This is a genomic window from Actinoallomurus sp. NPDC052308 (genome assembly GCF_040679195.1).
Lineage (GTDB): Bacteria > Actinomycetota > Actinomycetes > Streptosporangiales > Streptosporangiaceae > Actinoallomurus > Actinoallomurus liliacearum.
Map to the genome: position 1 here is coordinate 95,758 of NZ_JBFAUM010000003.1, position 19,212 is coordinate 114,969.

Sequence of the window (19,212 nt, forward strand, 5' to 3'; positions counted from 1 at the left end):
GAACGGCTGCTGAACCGCATAGGTTGGGAAGTACGCATATCGCCCATTTCGGAGGACGATCCCGTGAGGCGCAGAGAGTTCGTCGCGGCGGCCGCATCCATCACTTTCGTTCCAACTCCGAAGGTCGGCCCTTATCAGGATCCGGGTTACGTCCGGCAACTCGCCGAACGCCTCGCGCACGACCGCTATCAGCAGGGCGGAATCCCGGTCGTCTCCACGGCGCTCCGGCATCTACGGAAGGTCGGGCCGGCCGTCAGCGGGTCCGACCGGGCGCTCCAGGAGGCATCCTCCGACCTCGCGTGCGAGGCCGCGCGCGTGCTGTACGACTCCCGGCGCTACGCCGCGGCCGAGCAGACCGGGGTGTTCGCGCTCGACCTGGCCCGGCGCTCCGGCAGCACCCGCGCCCAGGCCGACGCGTACAGCACCCTGAGCCGCATCAACATCGACCAGCGACGAGGCGACCGCGGTGCGATGTACGCGCGGCTCGGCCTCCGGCTCGGCGACCTGCCACCGGCCCGCCGGGCGTGGCTGCGGCTGCGGCTCGGGCGCTCCCTGGCGCTGCTGCCCGGGCAGGAGCGCGCGGCACGGGAGGTGCTGGAGGAGGCGCTCGTCGTCGACGGCCTGCCGACGTACGGGATGTCCGACATGCTGGGCAACGTCGGGGTCGCCATGCTGGGGATGCGTGAGCACGGCGGCGCCCGGTCCGCCATCGCCGAGGCCGTCCGCCTCGGCGCGCAGTGCTCCACCCTCCTCTTCGTCGCCTACCAGGCGTGGGAGGTCGAGGCGGCGCTGCGAGCCGGCGACGCGCCCATGGCCGCCGACCGCATGACCGCGCTCGCCCGCATCGTGCCGCTCGTCTCCTCGGTCCGGGTCAACGACCACATCGCCGGCGTCTACCGGCTGTCGGGCCGCTGGGCGGGACTGCCGGAGATGCACGACGCCCGCGAGCAGCTCCGCTCCGTCATGCGAGCCTGACCGCCCCCCGGAGACGAAGGGCTTCGCCTCGTTCATCCCCGGGTGGCTTGCCGAACGTTAGGTCCGGCCCGGTACGCCCTGGGGACATGAAGGGGGCCGGGTGCGCTGACGCACCCGGCCCCCTTCGCCGGCCGGCTATGGCCGGTCAGGTCCGGTCAGAACCGGTAGGACAGCAGGTACTTCGACGTCGGGGTGCCGACGCCGGTGATGCTGTCGTAGCCGCGGACCGCGGGCAGCGCGTCACCCTTGGGGATGCCGTAGTTGCCGGTGGTGCGCAGCACGTAGACCAGCGGGCCCTGCTTGGCGTACGGGTCGGTGTAGTTCGTCCGCACGAACGCCACCGGGTTGTTCTTGCCGAGCGGGGTGTCGGTCACGTCGTGGAGCAGGCCCTTGCCCGCCCGCAGGTAGATCGCCGGGTTGGCGAAGCCGATCGGCGCGCCGCCCTGACGCTGCTGGGCGAGCGCCTGCAGGCCCGCGATGACCGGGCAGGCGAGGCTGGTGCCGCCGACGCGGCTCTCCGCGTAGCCGTACGACCCGTCCGGCAGCTGCGCCCACTCCGGGTACCGGATGCCGGTCGTCGAGTCGGCGACGGCCGCGATGTCCGGGATGACGCGCATCGGCTTGGCCGCCTTCGAACCGTCCGGCAGCGTACGGCTCAGCGACGACGGCACGACCGCCCGCTGGTAGCCGGGCTGGGTGAACAGCTCGCTGGTGCCGCCGCCGGAGCCGCCCGCGTAGTTGTCCGGGTAGTGGCCGGGAGGCGCCGGGTCCCACTTCTTGCCGTCCTTGGACAGGCTGTCGGTGGTGAAGTTCCAGCCGGTCTCGAACTTGTAGTCGTTGCGCTTGCCGACCGCGAGGGTCGTGCCGCCGACCGCGGTCACCCACGGGTCGGAGGCCGGCATGTCCGTCTGCCGCTTCGTCGACCCGCTGTCGCCGTACCGCGCCTGGCATGGCGTCTTGGGCACCTCGTAGCCGCAGTCACCGGTCGAGAAGTAGAAGCCGATGCCCTCGATCGCGCCCTGCTTGTAGATCGACTCCTCCGCGTCGATCATCGCGGAGTCGTAGTGCTCCGACAGGTCGCCCCAGGAGTTGCTGACGATGTCGGCCAGGTGGTTGTCGACGATGTTCAGGAGGGCATCGTCCAGGCCGGTGTCGTAGCAGTTCTGCGCGCCTACGTACACGACCTTGGCCTTGGGCGCCACGGCGTGCACGGCCGTGACATCGAGGGCCTCCTCGCCGTACCACCCGGAGGCCCCGCACTCGTCCGTCTTGTCGAACGTGGCGGGCAGGACCTCGCGGTATTGGCCCTTGGCGAACGGCTGCTCACCGTACTTCTTGGAGAAGGTGTTCGAGACCTCGAGCATCTTGGGCGCGGCGTAGGCGTCGACGATCGCGACCGTCGAGCCCTTACCGGTCAGGCCGCTCTTGGTGGCGCCGTACGCACCGCGGAGCTGCTTCGGCAGCAGGCCGCACATCGCGTACGGCTGGTGCTTGCCGTACGCCTTGGGCTGCTTGGTGGCGATCTTCTGGCCGTAGTACTGCTCGCACGGCTGGGCGACCCAGTAGTTGGGCTCGGGCGGCGGCAGCGTGTCGCCGGCCACCCGGACGTGCTTGGCGCTGTCCAGGCCGGTGATCGTACGCACGGCCGAGGCGACCGAGGCGGGGACGGTCGCATCGCCGGAGGGCGCCCGCACGATCGTGTTCTGGGCGGCGTAGTTGCGGAAGTCGGTGCCGAACGCCTTCTTGGCCTCGGAGACGCGGCCGGTGACGTGGACGTAGTGGCTGTTGGAGCCGGCCGTGTCCACCTGCAGACCCGCCGAGTCCAGCCAGGACTCGACGGCCTTGACCTGCTCGGCCGTGGGGCCGAAGCGGGCATTGAAGTCGGCGGGGGTGAGGAACTTGCGGTATTGCGCGCTGCCGGGCGTGGACACGGCCTCGGCGTAGGCGTCGAGACCCTTCGGGTCCTTCCCGGCCAGCCAGATCCTCGCGTCGAGCCGCTGGGCGTCGTTGGTCTTGCCGCGGTCGGCGGAGGCACGGGCCCAGGCGGGCCTGGTGCCCGCGACCGGTCTCCGGTCGTTCGCCTGTGCCGTCGTCGTGGCCGACAGGCCCGCCGCGAGGAGCGGCAGGGCCAGGGCCGCGGCGGTCAGCACGCGACGTCGTCCGTCTCGGGACATCCACCAGTCCTTTCGTGAGCGGCGTAGGGGAACGCCGCGACGCGAGGATTTCGGTGGGGACCCTGTTAATCAAGAGTTGTTATGGAATAGATGCGAAAATCGGGAACTGGGGGCCACAACTGGACATCTAGCGCCACTCTTGCGCGCGGCGGCGCGACGGCTAATAGTGGAAGGCGGCGGTGCCTGAGGGCAGGGGGAGACCTCGATGGTCCTACTTGGGCGTACGCCGCCTACGGCGGCGCAGCCGTCCCAGCCCCGTTCCAAGGGGCAGATCCTCGTCGGCTGGCTGACCTCGACCGATCACAAGGTGATCGGTTATCTGTACCTGGTCACCTCGTTCTTCTTCTTCCTGGCCGCCGGGTTGATGGCGATGCTCATCCGCGCCGAGCTCATGCAGCCCGGCCTGCAGATCATGAGCAACCAGCAGTACAACGTGCTGTTCACCCTGCACGGCACGATCATGTTGCTGCTGTTCGCCACACCCCTGTTCGCCGGGTTCGCCAACGTGATCATGCCGCTGCAGATCGGCGCGCCGGACGTGGCGTTCCCACGGATGAACATGCTCAGCTACTGGTTCTTCCTGTTCGGCGGGCTGATGGTGCTCGCGTCGGGCTTCGTCCCGAACGGTCCGGCCGCCTTCGGCTGGTACGCCTACGCGCCGTTGAACGGCGCCGCCCACTCGCCCGGCCTCGGCCCGGACCTGTGGATCATGGGACTCGTCCTGTCCGGGATGGGAACCATCCTGACCTCGGTCAACTTCATCACGACGATCATCTGCATGCGGGCGCCGGGCATGACGATGTTCCGGATGCCGATCTTCACGTGGAACATCCTGTTCACCGGCGTCCTCGTCCTGCTGGCCTTCCCCGTCCTGGCCGCCGCGCTGCTCGCCCTGGAGGCGGACCGCAAACTCGGCGCGCACGTGTTCGACGCGCAGGTGAACGGCGGCATGATCTGGCAGCACCTGTTCTGGTTCTTCGGCCACCCGGAGGTGTACATCGTCGCGCTGCCGTTCTTCGGCATCGTCACCGAGGTCATCCCGGTCTTCGCCCGGAAACCGTTGTTCGGCTACGTCGGCATGGTCGGCGCGACGATGGCCATCACCGGCCTGTCGGCGACGGTCTGGGCGCACCACATGTTCCCCACCGGGCAGGTCCTGCTGCCGTTCTTCTCCTTCATGACGTTCCTGATCGCGATTCCGACCGGGGTCAAGTTCTTCAACTGGGTGGGCTCGATGTGGCGGGGACATCTGTCCTTCGAGTCGCCCATGCTGTGGTCGATCGGCTTCCTCGTCACCTTTCTGTTCGGCGGCCTGACCGGCGTGATCCTCGCGTCACCGCCCCTGGACTTCCACGTCAACGACTCCTACTTCGTCGTGGCGCACTTCCACTACGTGCTGTTCGGCACGGTGGTGTTCGCGATGTTCGCGGGGTTCTTCTTCTGGTGGCCGAAGATGACGGGGAAGATGCTGAACGACCTGCTGGGGAAGATCCAGTTCTGGATGCTGTTCATCGGGTTCCACACGACGTTCCTGATCCAGCACTGGCTGGGCGCGGAGGGGATGCCGCGCCGCTACGCCGACTACGCCCGGGTCTTCTACACCTTCAACCTGATCTCCAGCATCGGCGCGTTCCTCCTGGGGGCGTCCACGCTCGTGTTCATCTACAACGTCTACATCACCTGGCGGAAGGCACCGCGCGTCGGCGTCGACGATCCCTGGGGCTTCGGCAACTCCCTGGAGTGGGCGACCTCCTGCCCGCCGCCGAGGCACAACTTCCTCTCGATCCCGCGGATCCGCTCCGAGCGGCCGGCCTTCGACCTGCACTATCCGCGCCTGCCGTCGCCCCCGGCCGAGGAGCTCCCGGCCGGGCAGAAGGACTGAGCGGCTCCCGCCGTACGGCCCGTGCGGCCGCCGTCAGCCGGCGAATCCGCGCATGCGCCGTACGCTCAGGCCGGCGATGCGGACCGCCGCCCGGGGCGACAGCCGCGCACCGAGCCACGCCGCCCGCCCGGACGCCGGCGCGACGATGAGCGCGTCGTTCCGGTCGATCCCCCGCAGCACGTCACGGGCCAGCGCGGAGGGGGAGTAGAGCCTGCGCTGCACGCGCTGTGCCGCACGCCGGGCGTTCCTGCCGGTCTCGGTCGGCGGCAGGTCCGGATTGGCGTTGTCGAGCAGGGGCGTGTCGACGAAACCCGGACAGATCACGCTGACCCGGACGCCCCGGCTCGCGGCCTCCGCGCGCAGCGCCAGGCTCATCCCGACGACCGCGTGCTTCGTGGCGGTGTAGGGCAGCATCAGCGGCGCGGGCACGAGACCGGCCAGCGACGCGGTGTTCACGATGTGCCCGTGCCCCTGCTCCAGCATGATCGGGTACGCGGCGTGCACGCCGTGGACGACGCCCCGCAGGTTCACGTCGATCGTGCGGTTCCAGTGGTCGAGGGTGAGCTCTTCGGTCATCCCGCCGACCGCGATGCCGGCGTTGTTGAACACCAGGTCCAGGCGGCCGTGCTCCTCCCGGACCGACCGGTACAGCGCGGCGACCGCGTCGGCGTCGGTCACGTCCAGGGCGGCGGCCGTGGCCGGCGCGCGCTCGGACAGCCGGGCCGCGAGCTTCTCGGCGCCGTCGGCGTCGATGTCGGCGACGGTCACGATGTCGCCGCGGGCCGCGAGGGCGGCCGCGATGGCCCGGCCGATGCCGGAGGCTCCGCCGGTGACGATGGCGATCCGGGAGGTCATGCGAGGGCTCCTCGTTGGTGTCTCAGCGGGCGGCTCGGGCCCGGCGCGGCTTCGGCGTGTCCCAGAGGCCGACGGCCTTCCAGACCCGCCTGCTGACAGGGGTGATCAGGTCGAGCTCGGCGGCGAGGTCACGGATCTTGGCGACGCAGTTCTTGAACTCCGCGGTCCAGTCGTCCGTGCCGTACGCCTCGCGGACCACGTCCTTCGGGATGCCGAAGTGCCGCACCATCGGGCCCGGGGGAGCGAGCATGATCCGTGCCATCAGGCCGAGGACGAGGGGAGTGGCCACGCCCAGCGCCCGGCGGCGGGGGGCGGGCATCGTGGGCACGCGGTGCCGGAGGTAGTGACGGGCGAACGAGATGTGCCGCGCCTCCTCGGCGATGTGGATCCGCATGATCGTCTCCTGCAGCGGATGCTTCGCCTCGCCGTTCTTGACCGTCTTGCGCTGGACGTAGTCGATGGGGTCCTCGCCGCCCAGCACGAAGACGAAGAACAGCTCCGTGGAGATGCGCGGGATGTGCGGGGCGACCTGGGACAGGACGTCCAGGGCCTTGGGCATCCCGCGGATCGGCATCTTCGTCCGGTTGACGAACTCCTGGAACATCATCGCGTGCTGACATTCCTCGCTCGCCTCGTGCAGGACGTAGCGGAACTCCGGGGAGCCGTTCGGCAGCCGGTAGGCGTAGCTCAGCAGCCCGCGCTTGAGGAGGTTCTCGAACTGCAGGCCGATCTTCATCATCGTGGCCACTCGCCACAGGCCGATCCGGGACTGCACCTCCGGCGGCTGCGAGCGGTACCACTCCGTACGGCCGAGGGGATCGACGGTCGGCAGGATCCAGCGGGGGTCGTCGGGGTCGACCGCGAAGTCGGGGTCGGACCAGGGGATGTCGGCGTAGGCGTCCCAGTGCTTGTCGACCGACGCCTTCGACAGACGCTGGATCACACCGGTGTAGGCCGCGCGGTCCTCGACCTTCGCGTGGATCTCCTCGTCGAGTGTCTTGCTCGGGGGGTTGGACATGACTCTCTCCCTCAGACGGGATCCGGGATGAGCAGGCGGGCCAGCGCCTTGACCTGACCCAGCACCGCCGCCTGGCGGCCGTGGGCGTCATCGTCCAGGGAGTTCTGCAACGTGAGCCCGACGAACATGGCGAACACGGCTCGGATGAGCGTTCCCGCCGTCTCCTCGTCCACCGACTCGGGGAAGAGCCGCTGGAACACCTCGAGGATCACCGCGATGATCCGCTCGTTGATGTCGATGCTCAGCTCGCGCAGCGTCGCATCGGTGCGCGCGGCCATCGCGAGCTCCATGAGGGCCAGTGCGGGTGCCTGGCGGAACGTGTCCCACAGCAGGTCGAGCGCGCCCTCCACGTTGCGGCGCTCGGCCGGCAGGGCGGCGAACGCCTGCTCGAACGCGAGCCGCTGCCGCTCCAGCAGGTGCTTGAGCGCGGCGCCGACCAGCAGCATCTTGGTGGGGTAGTGGTGCTGCTGCGCGCCCCGCGAGACGCCGGCCCGGCGGGCCACCTCGGTCGTCGAGGTGCCGGCCCAGCCGAGCTCGGCCAGGCACTCCACGGTCGCGTCCAGCAGGCGGGTCTGCGTCTCCGCCCGCCGCTCCTCCTGGGTGCGGGGAGCGCGGCGCGCGACCTGCCCGGGACGTCGGCGGCTGCTCACTGACACGTCTTCGACGGTAGGTCGCGAGAAACATGCAATCAAGCCTGATTGTTTGTTGCGCCCGTCACACTATTGGACACGGCGTCCAAATGATCATGCGCGACGCGGTAATCCCCACGACGGCTCGGGGGACGTCCCGTTAGGGTGTCCCCATGCAGGTCAGCCAGTCGGACAAGCTCGCCAACGTCCTGTACGACATCCGGGGACCGGTCCTGAAGCGGGCCATGCAGCTGGAGGCTCAGGGCAACCAGATCCTCAAGCTGCACATCGGCAACCCCGCGCCGTTCGGGTTCGAGGCCCCCGACGAGATCCTCCAGGACGTCATCCGCAATCTGCCGGCGGCGCACGGCTACAGCGACTCCAAGGGCATCCTGTCCGCCCGCCGGGCGGTCGTGCAGCACTATGAGCAGCAGGGCTTCCCTGGAGTCGGCGTCGAGGACGTCTACCTCGGCAACGGTGTGTCCGAGCTGATCGTCATGGCCCTGCAGGCGCTACTGAACAACGGGGACGAGGTGCTGATCCCGGCGCCGGACTACCCGCTGTGGACGGCCTCGGTGTCGCTGTGCGGCGGCACGCCGGTGCACTACCTCTGCGACGAGGAGCAGGGCTGGATGCCCGACCTCGCGGACGTCGAGGCGAAGATCACACCGGCCACCAAGGCCATCGTCATCATCAATCCGAACAACCCGACCGGCGCGGTCTACTCCCGGGAGCTCCTGCAGGGCGTGGCGGAGCTGGCCCGGCGGCGGGGGCTGCTGATCCTCGCCGACGAGATCTACGACCGGATCCTGTACGACGGCGCCGAGCACGTCTCGATCGCGCCGCTCGCCCCGGACGTGCTGTCCCTGACCTTCTCCGGTCTGTCCAAGGCGTACCGCGTCTGCGGGTTCCGTTCCGGCTGGATGGTCGTCACCGGGCCCAAGGACCACGCGGAGTCCTACATCGAGGGCCTGGACATGCTCGCCAACATGCGGCTGTGTCCCAACGTGCCGGGGCAGCACGCGATCCAGGCCGCGCTCGGCGGTCACCAGAGCATCAAGGACCTCGTCCTGCCCGGCGGCCGGCTGCGCGAGCAACGCGACCGCGCCTGGCGGCTCCTCAACGAGATCCCCGGGGTGAGCTGCGCCAAGCCCTCCGGCGCGCTCTACGTCTTCCCGCGCCTGGACCCGGAGGTCTACCCCATCGACGACGACCAGCAGTTCGTGCTGGACCTGCTGGAGAGCCAGCAGATCCTCGTCGTGCAGGGCACCGGCTTCAACTGGCCGACCACCGACCACCTGCGGATCGTCACGTTGCAGCACGCCGACGACCTCGAAGAGGCGATCGGCAGGCTGGGCGAGTTCCTCGCCACCCGCCGCGCCTGAACCCGATCCGCCGCTCCGAGGCCTGGCGCGCCGCCGCGGCTCGGTCAGCCCGTCACGGCGCGCTGGTACGCCGCCAGGGCGTCCGGGTCGTCGATGCTGCCGTGGTGGTGGAACTGGCGCCAGCGCCCGTCCTCGTAGCGGAAGTACCGGGTCGTCCGGATTCGCAGGGGGACCGGCACGCCGTCCGGCCCCGTGTACGTCCCGACCTCGCGTCCGGCGAACACCGCGTGGTCCGCGCCGACGTACTCGACGACGTCACCGAAGGTGACCTCCACGCGCACCGGCCCGGTGAAGATCTTCTCGTACAGTCCGGCGACCGCGTCGCCGCCGCGCAGGACGCCGCCGAGCGGGTTGTTGAGCTGGGCGAGGGGGTGGTCGCTCCAGTCCTCCCGCAGCGCTCGCGGGTCGCGATGGTTGAGCGCGTAGTAGAAGGACTCCAGGGCCGCGTACGCGCCCGCGGGAGACGGGTCCGCCGCCTCGGGCAGACGGTTGCGCGCGTCCGGGCCGTACGCGGGGTCTGTGTGCTTGATCACCGTGACTCCTCACCTAGAGTGTTCGATGGAGGTCGACCACATGAGTGTACGACGGGAATCGAACACCGAGGCGCGCGGGCCGTCCGCGCGCGCTCGCGGGCTGACGCACCGGCATCCGTCCCAGGTGCCGCTCCAGGACGCCCTGGACGCGGTCGCCGACCCGGTGCGCCGCACGATCCTCCGCGAACTCGCCGGACAGCCGGACTGGACGCGCGCCTGCGGCACGTTCGACCTGCCGGTGTCCAAGGCGACCCGGAGCCACCACTTCGCCGTGCTGCGCGCCGCCGGGCTGATCGAGCAGCGCGACGAGGGGCCGCGCCGGTTCAACCGCCTCCGGCGCGCGGAGTTCGACCAGGCGTTCCCGGGCCTCCTGACGCTCGTTCTCGCGGAGCGCGCCTGACCGAGCGCGGTCACGGCCGGACCCGGTGATGCGTCCGCGGGCGGGTCGCGTCGTCGACCGCGGTGTTCCTGTACGGAGCCGCGGCCTGGCCGGAGAGCTGCCGGATCGCCGATCGGAGGTCGCCTGAGGGCGGTGGGGAAAGTGCGGCTGTGGCGGCGAGCGGTCCCGGTCGCCCGGTAGCGTTGACCGGGTGGCCGACGACCTCCTCGACTCTCCGGAAAAGACCGACGTTCCCGGCGTCGGACCCCTGCTCGCCGCCGCGGTCGCCGGCGTCGGCGGCGCCGAGCGGCCGGGACAGGTCAAGATGGCCGAGGCCGTCGCCCACGCCATCGAGTCCGGTGAGCACCTGGCCGTGCAGGCGGGCACCGGCACCGGGAAGTCCCTGGCCTACCTCGTCCCCGCCGTCCGCCACGCGGTGGCCGAGAACGCGTGTGTCGCGGTGTCCACGGCGACGATCGCGCTGCAGCGCCAGCTCGTCGAGCGCGACCTGCCGCGTCTCGCCGAGTCCCTGACGCCGCTGCTCGGCCGCGAGCCGGCGTTCGCGATCCTCAAGGGCCGGCGAAACTACCTGTGCCTGCACCGGATGCAGGTCGACGAGCCGGACGACCCGGACGAGATCCTCTTCGACGCCCAGTCGGTCTCCGCGACGGGGCGGCAGGTGCAGCGCATCCACGAGTGGGCCGAGACCACCGAGACGGGCGACCGGGACGAGCTCGTCCCCGGCGTCTCCGAGCAGGCGTGGCGCCAGGTCGCCGTGAGCGCCCGCGAGTGCCTGGGGGCGCAGCGCTGCCCGTTCGGCACCGAGTGCTACGCCGAGCGTGCCCGGGACAAGGCGGGCGAGGCGGACGTCGTCGTCACCAACCACGCGCTGCTGGCCATCGACGCGCTCGAGGAGTTCCAGGTCCTCCCCGAGCACGACGTCGCGATCATCGACGAGGCGCACGAGCTCGTCGACCGGGTGACCTCGGTGGCCACCGCCGAGTTGTCCGCGTCGGCCGTGGAGTTCGCCGCGCGCCGCTGCGGCCGCCTCATCGAGGAGGATCTCGCCGACCGGCTCAAGGAGGCGGGCGAGGCGCTGCAGCCCATCCTCGCCGACACCAACGCGGGCCGCATGGACGTCCTGCCGCAGGCCCTCGGCGGGGTCCTCCTCTCGATCCGCGACGCCGCGTACGGCTGCGCGACCGCCCTGCGCACCAGCCTCAAGACCGCCGAGGACGACGCCGAGCGGCTCGGCGCGGGCCGGGCCGCCCTGACCGCGCTGGAGGAGATCCACGACACGGCCGGGCGGCTCCTGGAGACGTTCGAGGCCGACCTGGCCTCCCGGCACGACGTCGTCTGGCTGGACCGGCCCTTCACCGAGGACTCCCGGCGGCCCACCGCGCTGCGGGTCGCGCCGCTGGGCGTCGGCGGCCTGCTACGCGAGCGCTTGTTCGGCCGCCGTACGACCGTGCTCACCTCGGCGACCCTGTCGCTGGGCGGGTCGTTCGAGCCGCTGGCCCGGCAGTGGGGCCTGCCGCCCCTCGGCACGGCGGCGGACGGCGCCGCCGAGGCGTCCGAGCCGCCCGAGGGCGACGAACCGGCGAAGAAGGACGGCGCGGAACGGCCGCTGCGGTGGTCGGGGCTGGACGTCGGCTCGCCGTTCGACCACGCCCGCAGCGGGATCCTCTACATCGCGCGGCAGCTTCCGCAGCCGGGCCGCGACGGCCTGCCTGAGGCGTACCTCACCGAGCTGACCGAGCTCATCGAGGCCGCCGGGGGCCGTACGCTCGGCCTGTTCTCCTCGATGCGGGCCGCCAAGCAGGCCGCCGAGGCACTGCGCGGCCGCCTCGCGCAGCCGCTGCTGTGCCAGGGCGACGACTCCACGTCCCAGCTCATCAAGCAGTTCACCGACGACGAGGCGACCTGCCTGTTCGGCACGCTGTCCCTCTGGCAGGGCGTCGACGTGCCGGGGCCGTCGCTCCGGCTGGTGGTGATCGACCGCATCCCGTTCCCGCGCCCGGACGACCCGCTCTCCTCGGCCCGGCAGCGGGCGGTCGCCGCGCACGGCGGCAACGGCTTCATGGCCGTCGCCGCGACGCACGCCGCGCTGCTCCTCGCGCAGGGCGCCGGACGCCTGTTGCGGTCGATGACCGACCGCGGGGTCGTCGCCATTCTGGACCCGCGGCTGGCCACGGCGCGCTACGGCGGTTTCCTGCGGTCGTCGCTGCCGCCGTTCTGGACGACGTTCGACTCCGCCACGGTCAAGGCGGCCCTGCGCCGCCTCGACAGCGCCGGCTGAGCCGAGGCGACCACCCCCTCAGGGACGGCGCGGTGGCCTGCGGCGGGCCGGGTACGCCGGGCGGCCGGCCCCAGGGGGCCTGATCTGTGGTGCGCCTGCCGGCTGGGTCGAGGTCGCACCCACAGCGGTGGCGGGGCGACCCGCCGCGCCGGGCGCGACGGCCGACCGAGCCGGGGACCGTGCACAGCGGTGGCCGGCGCCGGGGGCATGGGTCAGGGCAGGGCGTTCTCCTCGCGGAGGACCCGGCGCAGGACCTTGCCGAGCATGTTGCGGGGCAGTGACGGGCGGAACTCGACGAAGGCGGGCACCTTGTACGCGACGAGGTGCTGCGCGCAGTAGGCCCGCAGCTCGTCCTGGCTCGGCCGGTGCGGCTGCTTCGGGATGACGTACGCGGCGACGGCCTCGCCGTGGCCCGGCTCCGGCACTCCGACGACGGCCGCCTCCTCGACGGCCGGATGCGCCTGCAGGACGGCCTCGACCTCCGAGGGGTAGACGTTGAAGCCGTCGACGATGATGACGTCCCGTTTGCGGTCGATCAGCGTGAAATAGCCGTCCGGGCTCATCATCGCGATGTCCCCGGTCCGGAACCAGCCGTCCGGAGAGAGGGTCTCCGCGGTCTCGGCGGGCTGGTTCCAGTACCCCGCGAACACCTGGGGGCCGCGGACCAGCAGTTCGCCCGGATACCCGACGGGGAGGACGCGGAAGGGGTCGTTCTCGTCGACGATCCGCGCCTCGGTGCTGGGCAGGGGAGTGCCGACGGACACGTGCCGGGCGTTGCCGTCGAGGGGGTTGGCCATGACCACCGGAGACGTCTCGGTCATCCCGTACCCCTGGACGACCTGGCCGCCCGTACCCGCCTTGAAAGCGTCGACCGTCGTACGGGCGAGTCGCATCGCCCCCGAGACGCAGGTGCGGATCGCCCCGGCCCCCGCCTTCTTCGCCTCGGGCGCCGCCGCGAGCTGCTGGAAAAGCGGCGGTACGCCGGGGAACAGCGTCGGCCGGTGCTTGTGCATGGCGTCCAGCACGAGCTGCAGGTCGAAGCGGGGGATCAGCACGACCGTTCCCCCGATCAGGATCGTGCAGGTCAGGCAGAACGTCAGGCCGAAGACATGGAACAGCGGAACGACGGCCAGGGTGACGTCCTGCCCGGGCCGGATCGCGGGGTCCCACGCCGTGGTCTGCAGCGCGTTCGCGACGAGGTTGCGGTGGGTGAGCATGGCGCCCTTCGGCCGACCCGTCGTGCCGCCGGTGTACTGCAGGACGGCCAGGTCGCGGAACGGGTCGACCATCGCCTGCGGGTGGGGTTCGGCGGTCTCCTTGAGCAGGTCGTCGAACCACAGGACGGGCGCGTCCGCCGGCACCTCGGTGCTCAGCTCGTCGGCCAGCCGGCGTGCCCTGGCGAGCGGGAGCTTGAGCAGTTCCCGTTTGACGAAGGGCAGGTAGTCGGGCAGTGAGGTGACGATGACGTGTTCGACCATCGTCCCGGGCCTCGCCTCGCGCACCGTCTCGTACGCCTTGTCGAAGACGACCACCACGCGGGAACCGGAGTCGGCGAGCTGGTGCCGGAGCTCCGACGAGGTGTACAGCGGGTTGGTGGGGACCACCACCGCGCCGAGCCGCAGCACCGCGTAGAAGGCGATGACCTCCTGCGGGCAGTTGGGCAGGATGACCGCGACCCGGTCGCCTTTACGGACGCCCAGTCCGGCCAGCGCCGTCGCGAACCGGTCGACCGCGTCGCGGAGCCGGGCGTACGTCATCGAACGGCCGAGGAACTCCAGCGCCCGACGGCCGGCGAAGCGGTCGGCCGACGCGTCGAGCAGCCGCGTGAGCGGCACGTCCGGCACTTCGACGTCGGCGGGGACTCCTTCCGCGTAGAAGCGGAGCCATGGCCTCTCTTCGTAGGGTGTGGGCATTCGCCGCGATCACCACCGTGAGCAGATGACACCTTTCTGTCACCCTCGCATCATCTGCCGCTCCATGCCCAGTGTTCTGATCGATGGGACATTTCCGGCTTTTTGTCAGTCCGGTGCGTATCAGGTCAGGGCGTTGAGGGCTAGGTCCACGTCGGCGTCGGTCGTGTACAGGTGGAACGCGGCCCGCAGCCGCCCGTCCCGTACGGCGGCGCGCACCCCCGCGGCCGCCAGCCGCTCCGCGGCACCGGGCAGGTCGACGCTCACGATCGCGCTGCCTGCGGGCGGCAGTCCCAGACCCCGCAGGAACCGGTCGGCGAGCGCGACGTCGTGGGCGTGGATCCGCTCCACCCCGATCGCGTTGAGCAGTTCCAGCGCCGGAGCCGCCCCGACGTAGGAGAACCACGCCGGCGACAGGTCGAACCGCCGGGCCGTCGGCGCCAGCCGGAGCGGCGGCCCGTAATACGCGTGCGGCTCGCCGCCGGGCTCGTCCCCGGCGTACCAGCCGGCCGCGACCGGCCGGATCCGGTCCCGCACGGCCGGGGCGACGTAGCAGAAGGCGGCGCCGCGCGGTGCCATGAGCCACTTGTACGCCGCGCACGCGAGCACGTCGAACCGCGTCGCGTCGAGCGGCAGCCAGCCGGCCGCCTGGCTGGCGTCGGCCACCACCAGCGCGCCGTTCGCCCGTGCCGCCGCCAGGATGTCCTCGACCGGGGACATCTCGCCGGTGGCGGACTGCACGACGCTGAACGCCACCACCGCCGTACGGCCGTCGACGGCGTCCGCGACCTTGTCCAGCGGCACCGTCCGCACGTCGAGGTCCCGGACCAGCCAGGGGAAGAGGTTCGAGGTGAACTCGATCTCCGGTACGACGACGCGTGCCCCGGACGGCAGTGACGCGGCCACCGGGGCCAGCAGCTGGGAGACGGCGGCACCGATGGCGACGTCATCGGTCTCGGCGCCGACGAGCCGGGCGAACTCCGCCCGCGCCCGCCCCGTGGAGACGTCCCACACGGACCAGGGCACATCGCCGCGCTGCCACTCGCCGAGCGCCCGCCGCACCGCCTCCACGGTCGGACGCGGCGGCAGTCCGTAACTGGCGGTGTTGAGCCATCCCGGCGTCGGTTCCCAGAGAGGGAGTGCTTCGCGTAGATCCACCCGACAAGTCTGCACCGCCCCGTCGATCGCGCCCGCCGGGTGGACGCGCACCGAGCCACTCGTGGACGCACGCCTGACATCAGGGCCTGCGGTTTTCCACAGAAGCGATTCCGGGGGTGTCGGGGGTGGAGACGGGCGCGGGAGGCTCAGGGCATGAGACCGAACACTCTGCGGCTCCGGTCGCCCGCCGACGTCGTCGCCGCGATTCCCTATCTCGTCGGGTTCCATCCCACGGACAGCGTCGTCGTGCTGTGCTGCGGCGGCACGGACGGCGCATACGCGATCCGGCTCGACTTAACCGCCTCCGACGCCCTGCTCGACCACGTCACCGAGCTCATCACCCGGCGCCGGCCCGCCGACGTCATCCTCACCGGCTACGGCCCGGGCGCGCGGGTGACGCCCGTCGTCGAGCGGGTCGGCGACCGTCTCGCCCGCGACGGCGTGCGACTCCGCGAGGTCCTGCGCGTCGAGGGCGACCGCTACTGGTCCTACCTGTGCACCGACCCCGCCTGCTGCCCGCCGGAGGGCACGTTCGTCGACGTGCGCGGCAGCGCGGTGGCCACGGCGGCCATCGCGGGGGGCCTGGTCGCCCTGCCGGACCGCGAGGAGCTGGCGCGGATGATCGCCCCGGTCGGCGGCGACGCGATGCGGCGGGCCACCGACCGCGCCGAGCGCCGCCTCACCTCCTGGGCCGAAGCCATCGCGACCGAAGGCGGCCCCGCGACCGGCGACGCCACCGCGCTCCCAAACGGTGCGGTTTCGGGCGGCGCTGCCTCGGGCACTGCGGTGCCGGGCCGTGCGGCTTCTGGCACGGCGGTTCCGGGCGGTGCTGCTTCGGGTGGCGCGGTTCCGGGTGGTGCCGCTGCGGGGGGTTCTATCTCGGTCGACTTCCTCAAGGCCGGGCCGGCTTCGGCCGACCCCACCGAGGTCGGTGTGAGCACGGCTGACGTGGCCAGGGCCGTCGCGGGGCGGGGTGGGGTGGCGCGTCGGGTGGTCGAGGAAGGGGTGCGGCTGGTCCGGCTCCTCATCGAGCGCGCGCGGGCCGGCGGCGATCCGCCCTCTGACGAGGAGGTCGCCTGGCTCGGCGTCCTTCTCGTCAACCTCCGGGTCCGCGACGAGGCATGGGTGCGCATCGACGACGGTGAGATCGGCGCGCACATCCGGCTCTGGCGGGACGTCGTGCGACGCGTGGCCGAGCCCTACCTGCCGGGGCCGGCCTGCCTGCTGGCGTTCGCGGCCTGGCGGGCGGGCGAAGGCGCGCTGGCCAACCTCGCGCTGGACCGGGCGCTGGCCGCCGACCCGCACTACTCCATGGCGCGGCTGCTGCACGAGTTGTTCGTCAGTGGCCTGCCGCCCTGGTCCGTCCCGCTCGACATCACCCCGGAACAGCTCGACGAGGCGAGCTGAGGGGACGGGGCATCGCGAGGCGACAGGCTCCTGGCGGGTGCTGTCTCACACCGGCAGTGCCCGCCAGGCGGACGTGTCACCGGGGGGAGGGGGCGCGCAGATCATGCGAGGTCACCACGCGGCCGAGTCACCACGCCGTGGTCACCACGCGGTCGAGGCAGCACGCGGCCGAGTCACCGCGCGGTCGAGGTCACCATGTGGCCCGATCTTTGCGTTGACGCACCGAAATGGCTCAACTGTCACGTTTTCCGTGCCGAGCCGCCGATAGCTTTACCACGTGCGTACCAAGGAAGATCGATGATCGGACGGATTTCGGCAGGGGTGGCGGCCGCCGTGGCCCTCGTCCTTTCGGCGCCGGGCGTCCCGGCTCGCGCAGTCGCGCCGAACCAGGCGGCCGAGCACATCGAGTCCTTCGCCGTCACCCTGACGCCGGAGCCCGGCGGAACGCTGCACGTGACCGAGCAGATCCGTTATGTCTTCGGTCCGGGCGAGCACCACGGCATCGACCGCTGGATCCCGGAGCGCTCACGGCATGACACCCTGCATCGTCGGCTCATGCCCATCAGCGGGTTCCGCATCAGCAGCCCGGCCGGTCCTGCGGGCGAGTCGACGGTTCGCGAGGACGACGGCACGGTGAAGCTGCGCATCGGTGACCCGCGCCGGACCGTCACCGGTACGCAGACCTACGGGATCGACTACGACGTCAGCCGAGCGCTGACCCGTGACGGCCACGGGATCTCCCTGACGTGGAACGCGCTCGGCTCCTCCTGGAAGATCCCGATCTCACAGGTGCACGTACGGGTCGTCTCCCCCGTCCTCATAACGAGCGTCGCCTGTGTCGCCGGTCAGGGAGGAGGCACCGCGCCGTGTCCGCATGCCACGCACAGTGGGGCGATCGCCGACTTCTCCGCCGCCGCACTGCCGCCGCACAGCGGCGTCACCGTTCGCGTCGGCCTGCCGAAGGACGCCATGCCCGTCGCGCCTCCCCGGCTGGTGGCGGTCAGCGCGCCGTTCGCCATGACGCGCTTCACCACGTGGGGACTCGCCGCCGCGGGAGGCCTACTGCTCATCGCCGCCTGGTGGTTCCTGCCGCGTCGCCGGTGCGGCCTGGGACGCCGGGACGGCGGCGTCTCGGCGTTCCCCCCGGACGACCCGAGGATGCGCCCCGGCGTCGCCGTGGTGCTCGTGAACGGGTTGCGCGCGAACCGGCACGCCCTCGCCGCCACTTTGACGGACCTGGTGATCCGAGACCACATCCACCTGAAGGCGGAAAGGCTGACTCGGAACGAGGACAGAGTGCGGCTGACCCGGGGCGACGCCGCCGATCGGGACCTGGTCGGCGTCGAACGCCGGCTCCTCACCGACATCTTCCAGCGGAATGACACCATCTCTCTCGGCGACGTTTGGACGCGGGCGTATCAGCGCCCGCTCTGCGAGCAACTCGAGCGTGCGCCGGTCGAACTCGGCCTGTACCGCAGGACCCCGTCGGCGCAGGCGCTGCAGTCGAAGCTGCTGGCGTGGTCGGCCGGGATCCTCGGCCTGACCCTGCTCTGCCTCGCCGCCACGTCGCCGGCCTTCGCGGGCGGAGGATGGGTGAGCCTGACGCCGATCGTGATCGCGCCATTGGTCGTGTTGATGGGACACACGGTGCCGCGCCGGGCGTCGGGTGCGCGAGCCGAGGCGCTGGCGAGCGCCTGGCGGAAGGCCGTCGCGGGCGGACCACCGAGCGACGACCCCGCCGCCCTGACGCGCACGTTCCCGTACGCCATCGCGTTCCGGCAGGCGGCACGCTGGAGTGACCCGATGGCGTCGCCGGCGCAGGCGGGCGACCTGGACTGGTTCGAGGTCGACAGGCCACTTCGGCCGCGAAAGCACCGCTCCGCGGTCGCCTCCCTGCTCCTAGGGCTGTCGAGCGTGTGGCCCGAACCCGCCACCTCCCGAACGAGGGGTGCCCGCAGCCGCGGGGGCGGCGGCGGCCTTTTCGGCGGTGGTTACGGCAGCGACTCCGGCTTCAGCGGCGGTGGGATGTCCGTGGGCGACGGCGGTGGAGGAGGCGGAGGGGGAAGCTGGTGACGGGGCCAGGACCGGGGCCGGCCTGGCTGCCGGCGTTCGCGGCCTGGCAGGCGGCCCGAACCGCCGGGTCCGAACCGCCGGGGCCGAATCGCAGGGGCCTAACTGCCGGGTCCGAAACCGCAGGGGCCGCGGAGCGGTCCTACCGTCGCGGTGTCGTCACAGGGAGGCGGCGCCGCCCTGGCGTTTGCGGCGTTCGTTGAAATCCCGCATCCGTTGCGGGTAACCGGTGATCTGCACGTCGTACACCGGAAGGCGCAGGTCGCGGGCGACCTTGTGGATGACCCGCGGTGAGCCGACGCGGCGGCGGGTCCACTCGCCGTCGGCGGCGATCGCCACGGCGGTGGTGTCGGTGGCGAAAGTCTCGGGTTCGACGTAGAACTCCACGCCCTTGCGACTCCGGGCAAAGGCCCTGAGCGACTCGATGTCGGCGTTCGTCGCCTCCCGGTCCAGAACGGTCACCCTGTCACCCCGCCGGCGGCGAATTCCGAAGCGATCGCCCCACCTCATCGGACGTCCTCCCCAAGAGCCCGTCGCG

Annotated in this window: 15 protein-coding genes; 7 read left to right on the forward strand and 8 right to left on the reverse strand. The window is 71.4% G+C overall.

Annotation, left to right across the window (positions count from 1 at the left end; translation table 11 throughout):
• Positions 1-63: 63 nt before the first annotated feature.
• Positions 64-975, forward strand: a complete 912-nt coding sequence (locus tag AB0L00_RS11790; protein ID WP_364431874.1) for a hypothetical protein — start codon at positions 64-66, stop codon at positions 973-975.
• A gap of 155 nt (positions 976-1,130) precedes the next feature.
• On the opposite strand, the gene AB0L00_RS11795 is transcribed toward AB0L00_RS11790, so the two are convergent.
• On the reverse strand, positions 1,131-3,149 hold the full coding sequence (locus AB0L00_RS11795) for a S53 family peptidase (protein WP_364431877.1): 2,019 nt from the start codon (positions 3,147-3,149) through the stop codon (positions 1,131-1,133).
• 205 nt (positions 3,150-3,354) lie between these two features.
• On the opposite strand from AB0L00_RS11795, the gene ctaD reads away from it, so the two are divergent.
• Positions 3,355-5,031, forward strand: coding sequence for a cytochrome c oxidase subunit I (gene ctaD, locus AB0L00_RS11800; RefSeq protein ID WP_364431880.1), 1,677 nt, complete (start codon positions 3,355-3,357; stop codon positions 5,029-5,031).
• A gap of 33 nt (positions 5,032-5,064) precedes the next feature.
• On the opposite strand, the gene AB0L00_RS11805 is transcribed toward ctaD, so the two are convergent.
• Genes AB0L00_RS11805 through AB0L00_RS11815 form a run of 3 tightly spaced genes read right to left on the reverse strand, consistent with a single transcriptional unit; the run spans position 5,065 to position 7,560 of the window.
• A complete protein-coding gene (locus tag AB0L00_RS11805; RefSeq protein WP_364431883.1) occupies positions 5,065-5,886 on the reverse strand; it encodes an SDR family oxidoreductase in 822 nt (273 codons plus the stop codon).
• A gap of 22 nt (positions 5,887-5,908) precedes the next feature.
• Positions 5,909-6,904 carry a diiron oxygenase gene (locus AB0L00_RS11810; protein WP_364431885.1) on the reverse strand — a complete coding sequence of 332 codons (996 nt, stop codon included), beginning with the start codon at positions 6,902-6,904 and terminating at the stop codon, positions 5,909-5,911.
• A gap of 11 nt (positions 6,905-6,915) precedes the next feature.
• Positions 6,916-7,560, reverse strand: coding sequence for a TetR/AcrR family transcriptional regulator (locus tag AB0L00_RS11815; RefSeq protein ID WP_364431888.1), 645 nt, complete (start codon positions 7,558-7,560; stop codon positions 6,916-6,918).
• A 146-nt stretch (positions 7,561-7,706) separates the two neighbouring features.
• Here AB0L00_RS11815 and AB0L00_RS11820 point away from each other — a divergent pair, with 146 nt between their 5' ends.
• Complete coding sequence (locus AB0L00_RS11820; RefSeq protein ID WP_364431890.1) at positions 7,707-8,918, forward strand: pyridoxal phosphate-dependent aminotransferase; 1,212 nt, start codon at positions 7,707-7,709, stop codon at positions 8,916-8,918.
• A 44-nt stretch (positions 8,919-8,962) separates the two neighbouring features.
• Here AB0L00_RS11820 and AB0L00_RS11825 read toward each other — a convergent pair whose 3' ends face one another.
• Complete coding sequence (locus AB0L00_RS11825) at positions 8,963-9,451, reverse strand: nuclear transport factor 2 family protein (RefSeq protein ID WP_364431892.1); 489 nt, start codon at positions 9,449-9,451, stop codon at positions 8,963-8,965.
• Between the two features lie 40 nt (positions 9,452-9,491).
• Between AB0L00_RS11825 and AB0L00_RS11830 the strand changes: the two genes are divergently transcribed.
• A complete protein-coding gene (locus AB0L00_RS11830; protein WP_345353805.1) occupies positions 9,492-9,851 on the forward strand; it encodes an ArsR family transcriptional regulator in 360 nt (119 codons plus the stop codon).
• Between the two features lie 190 nt (positions 9,852-10,041).
• Positions 10,042-12,129, forward strand: a complete 2,088-nt coding sequence (locus AB0L00_RS11835; RefSeq protein WP_364431895.1) for an ATP-dependent DNA helicase — start codon at positions 10,042-10,044, stop codon at positions 12,127-12,129.
• Positions 12,130-12,341: 212 nt separating this feature from the next.
• Here AB0L00_RS11835 and AB0L00_RS11840 read toward each other — a convergent pair whose 3' ends face one another.
• The gene (locus tag AB0L00_RS11840; RefSeq protein WP_364431898.1) at positions 12,342-14,042 is read right to left on the reverse strand and encodes an AMP-binding protein; all 1,701 of its coding nucleotides are present in this window, start codon (positions 14,040-14,042) and stop codon (positions 12,342-12,344) included.
• Positions 14,043-14,162: 120 nt separating this feature from the next.
• Entirely contained in the window at positions 14,163-15,197 is a 1,035-nt protein-coding gene (locus AB0L00_RS11845; RefSeq protein WP_364431901.1) for an aminotransferase class V-fold PLP-dependent enzyme, read from the reverse strand.
• A 153-nt stretch (positions 15,198-15,350) separates the two neighbouring features.
• Here AB0L00_RS11845 and AB0L00_RS11850 point away from each other — a divergent pair, with 153 nt between their 5' ends.
• The gene (locus AB0L00_RS11850; protein WP_364431904.1) at positions 15,351-16,604 is read left to right on the forward strand and encodes a DUF4192 domain-containing protein; all 1,254 of its coding nucleotides are present in this window, start codon (positions 15,351-15,353) and stop codon (positions 16,602-16,604) included.
• A 297-nt stretch (positions 16,605-16,901) separates the two neighbouring features.
• The gene (locus AB0L00_RS11855) at positions 16,902-18,677 is read left to right on the forward strand and encodes a DUF2207 domain-containing protein (protein ID WP_364431907.1); all 1,776 of its coding nucleotides are present in this window, start codon (positions 16,902-16,904) and stop codon (positions 18,675-18,677) included.
• A gap of 156 nt (positions 18,678-18,833) precedes the next feature.
• Here the strand turns inward: AB0L00_RS11855 and AB0L00_RS11860 are convergent, their stop codons facing one another.
• A complete protein-coding gene (locus AB0L00_RS11860; RefSeq protein ID WP_364431909.1) occupies positions 18,834-19,184 on the reverse strand; it encodes a hypothetical protein in 351 nt (116 codons plus the stop codon).
• Between the last annotated feature and the right edge of the window lie 28 nt (positions 19,185-19,212).

Bases quoted from the DNA above. Each gene is read 5' to 3' on its own strand.
- AB0L00_RS11795 (WP_364431877.1), bottom strand. From the start codon at position 3,149: ATGTCCCGAGACGGACGACGTCGCGTGCTGACCGCCGCGGCCCTGGCC.
- ctaD (WP_364431880.1), top strand. From the start codon at position 3,355: ATGGTCCTACTTGGGCGTACGCCGCCTACGGCGGCGCAGCCGTCCCAG.
- AB0L00_RS11805 (WP_364431883.1), bottom strand. From the start codon at position 5,886: ATGACCTCCCGGATCGCCATCGTCACCGGCGGAGCCTCCGGCATCGGC.
- AB0L00_RS11810 (WP_364431885.1), bottom strand. From the start codon at position 6,904: ATGTCCAACCCCCCGAGCAAGACACTCGACGAGGAGATCCACGCGAAG.
- AB0L00_RS11820 (WP_364431890.1), top strand. From the start codon at position 7,707: ATGCAGGTCAGCCAGTCGGACAAGCTCGCCAACGTCCTGTACGACATC.
- AB0L00_RS11830 (WP_345353805.1), top strand. From the start codon at position 9,492: ATGAGTGTACGACGGGAATCGAACACCGAGGCGCGCGGGCCGTCCGCG.
- AB0L00_RS11840 (WP_364431898.1), bottom strand. From the start codon at position 14,042: ATGCCCACACCCTACGAAGAGAGGCCATGGCTCCGCTTCTACGCGGAA.
- AB0L00_RS11850 (WP_364431904.1), top strand. From the start codon at position 15,351: ATGAGACCGAACACTCTGCGGCTCCGGTCGCCCGCCGACGTCGTCGCC.
- AB0L00_RS11855 (WP_364431907.1), top strand. From the start codon at position 16,902: ATGATCGGACGGATTTCGGCAGGGGTGGCGGCCGCCGTGGCCCTCGTC.
- AB0L00_RS11860 (WP_364431909.1), bottom strand. From the start codon at position 19,184: ATGAGGTGGGGCGATCGCTTCGGAATTCGCCGCCGGCGGGGTGACAGG.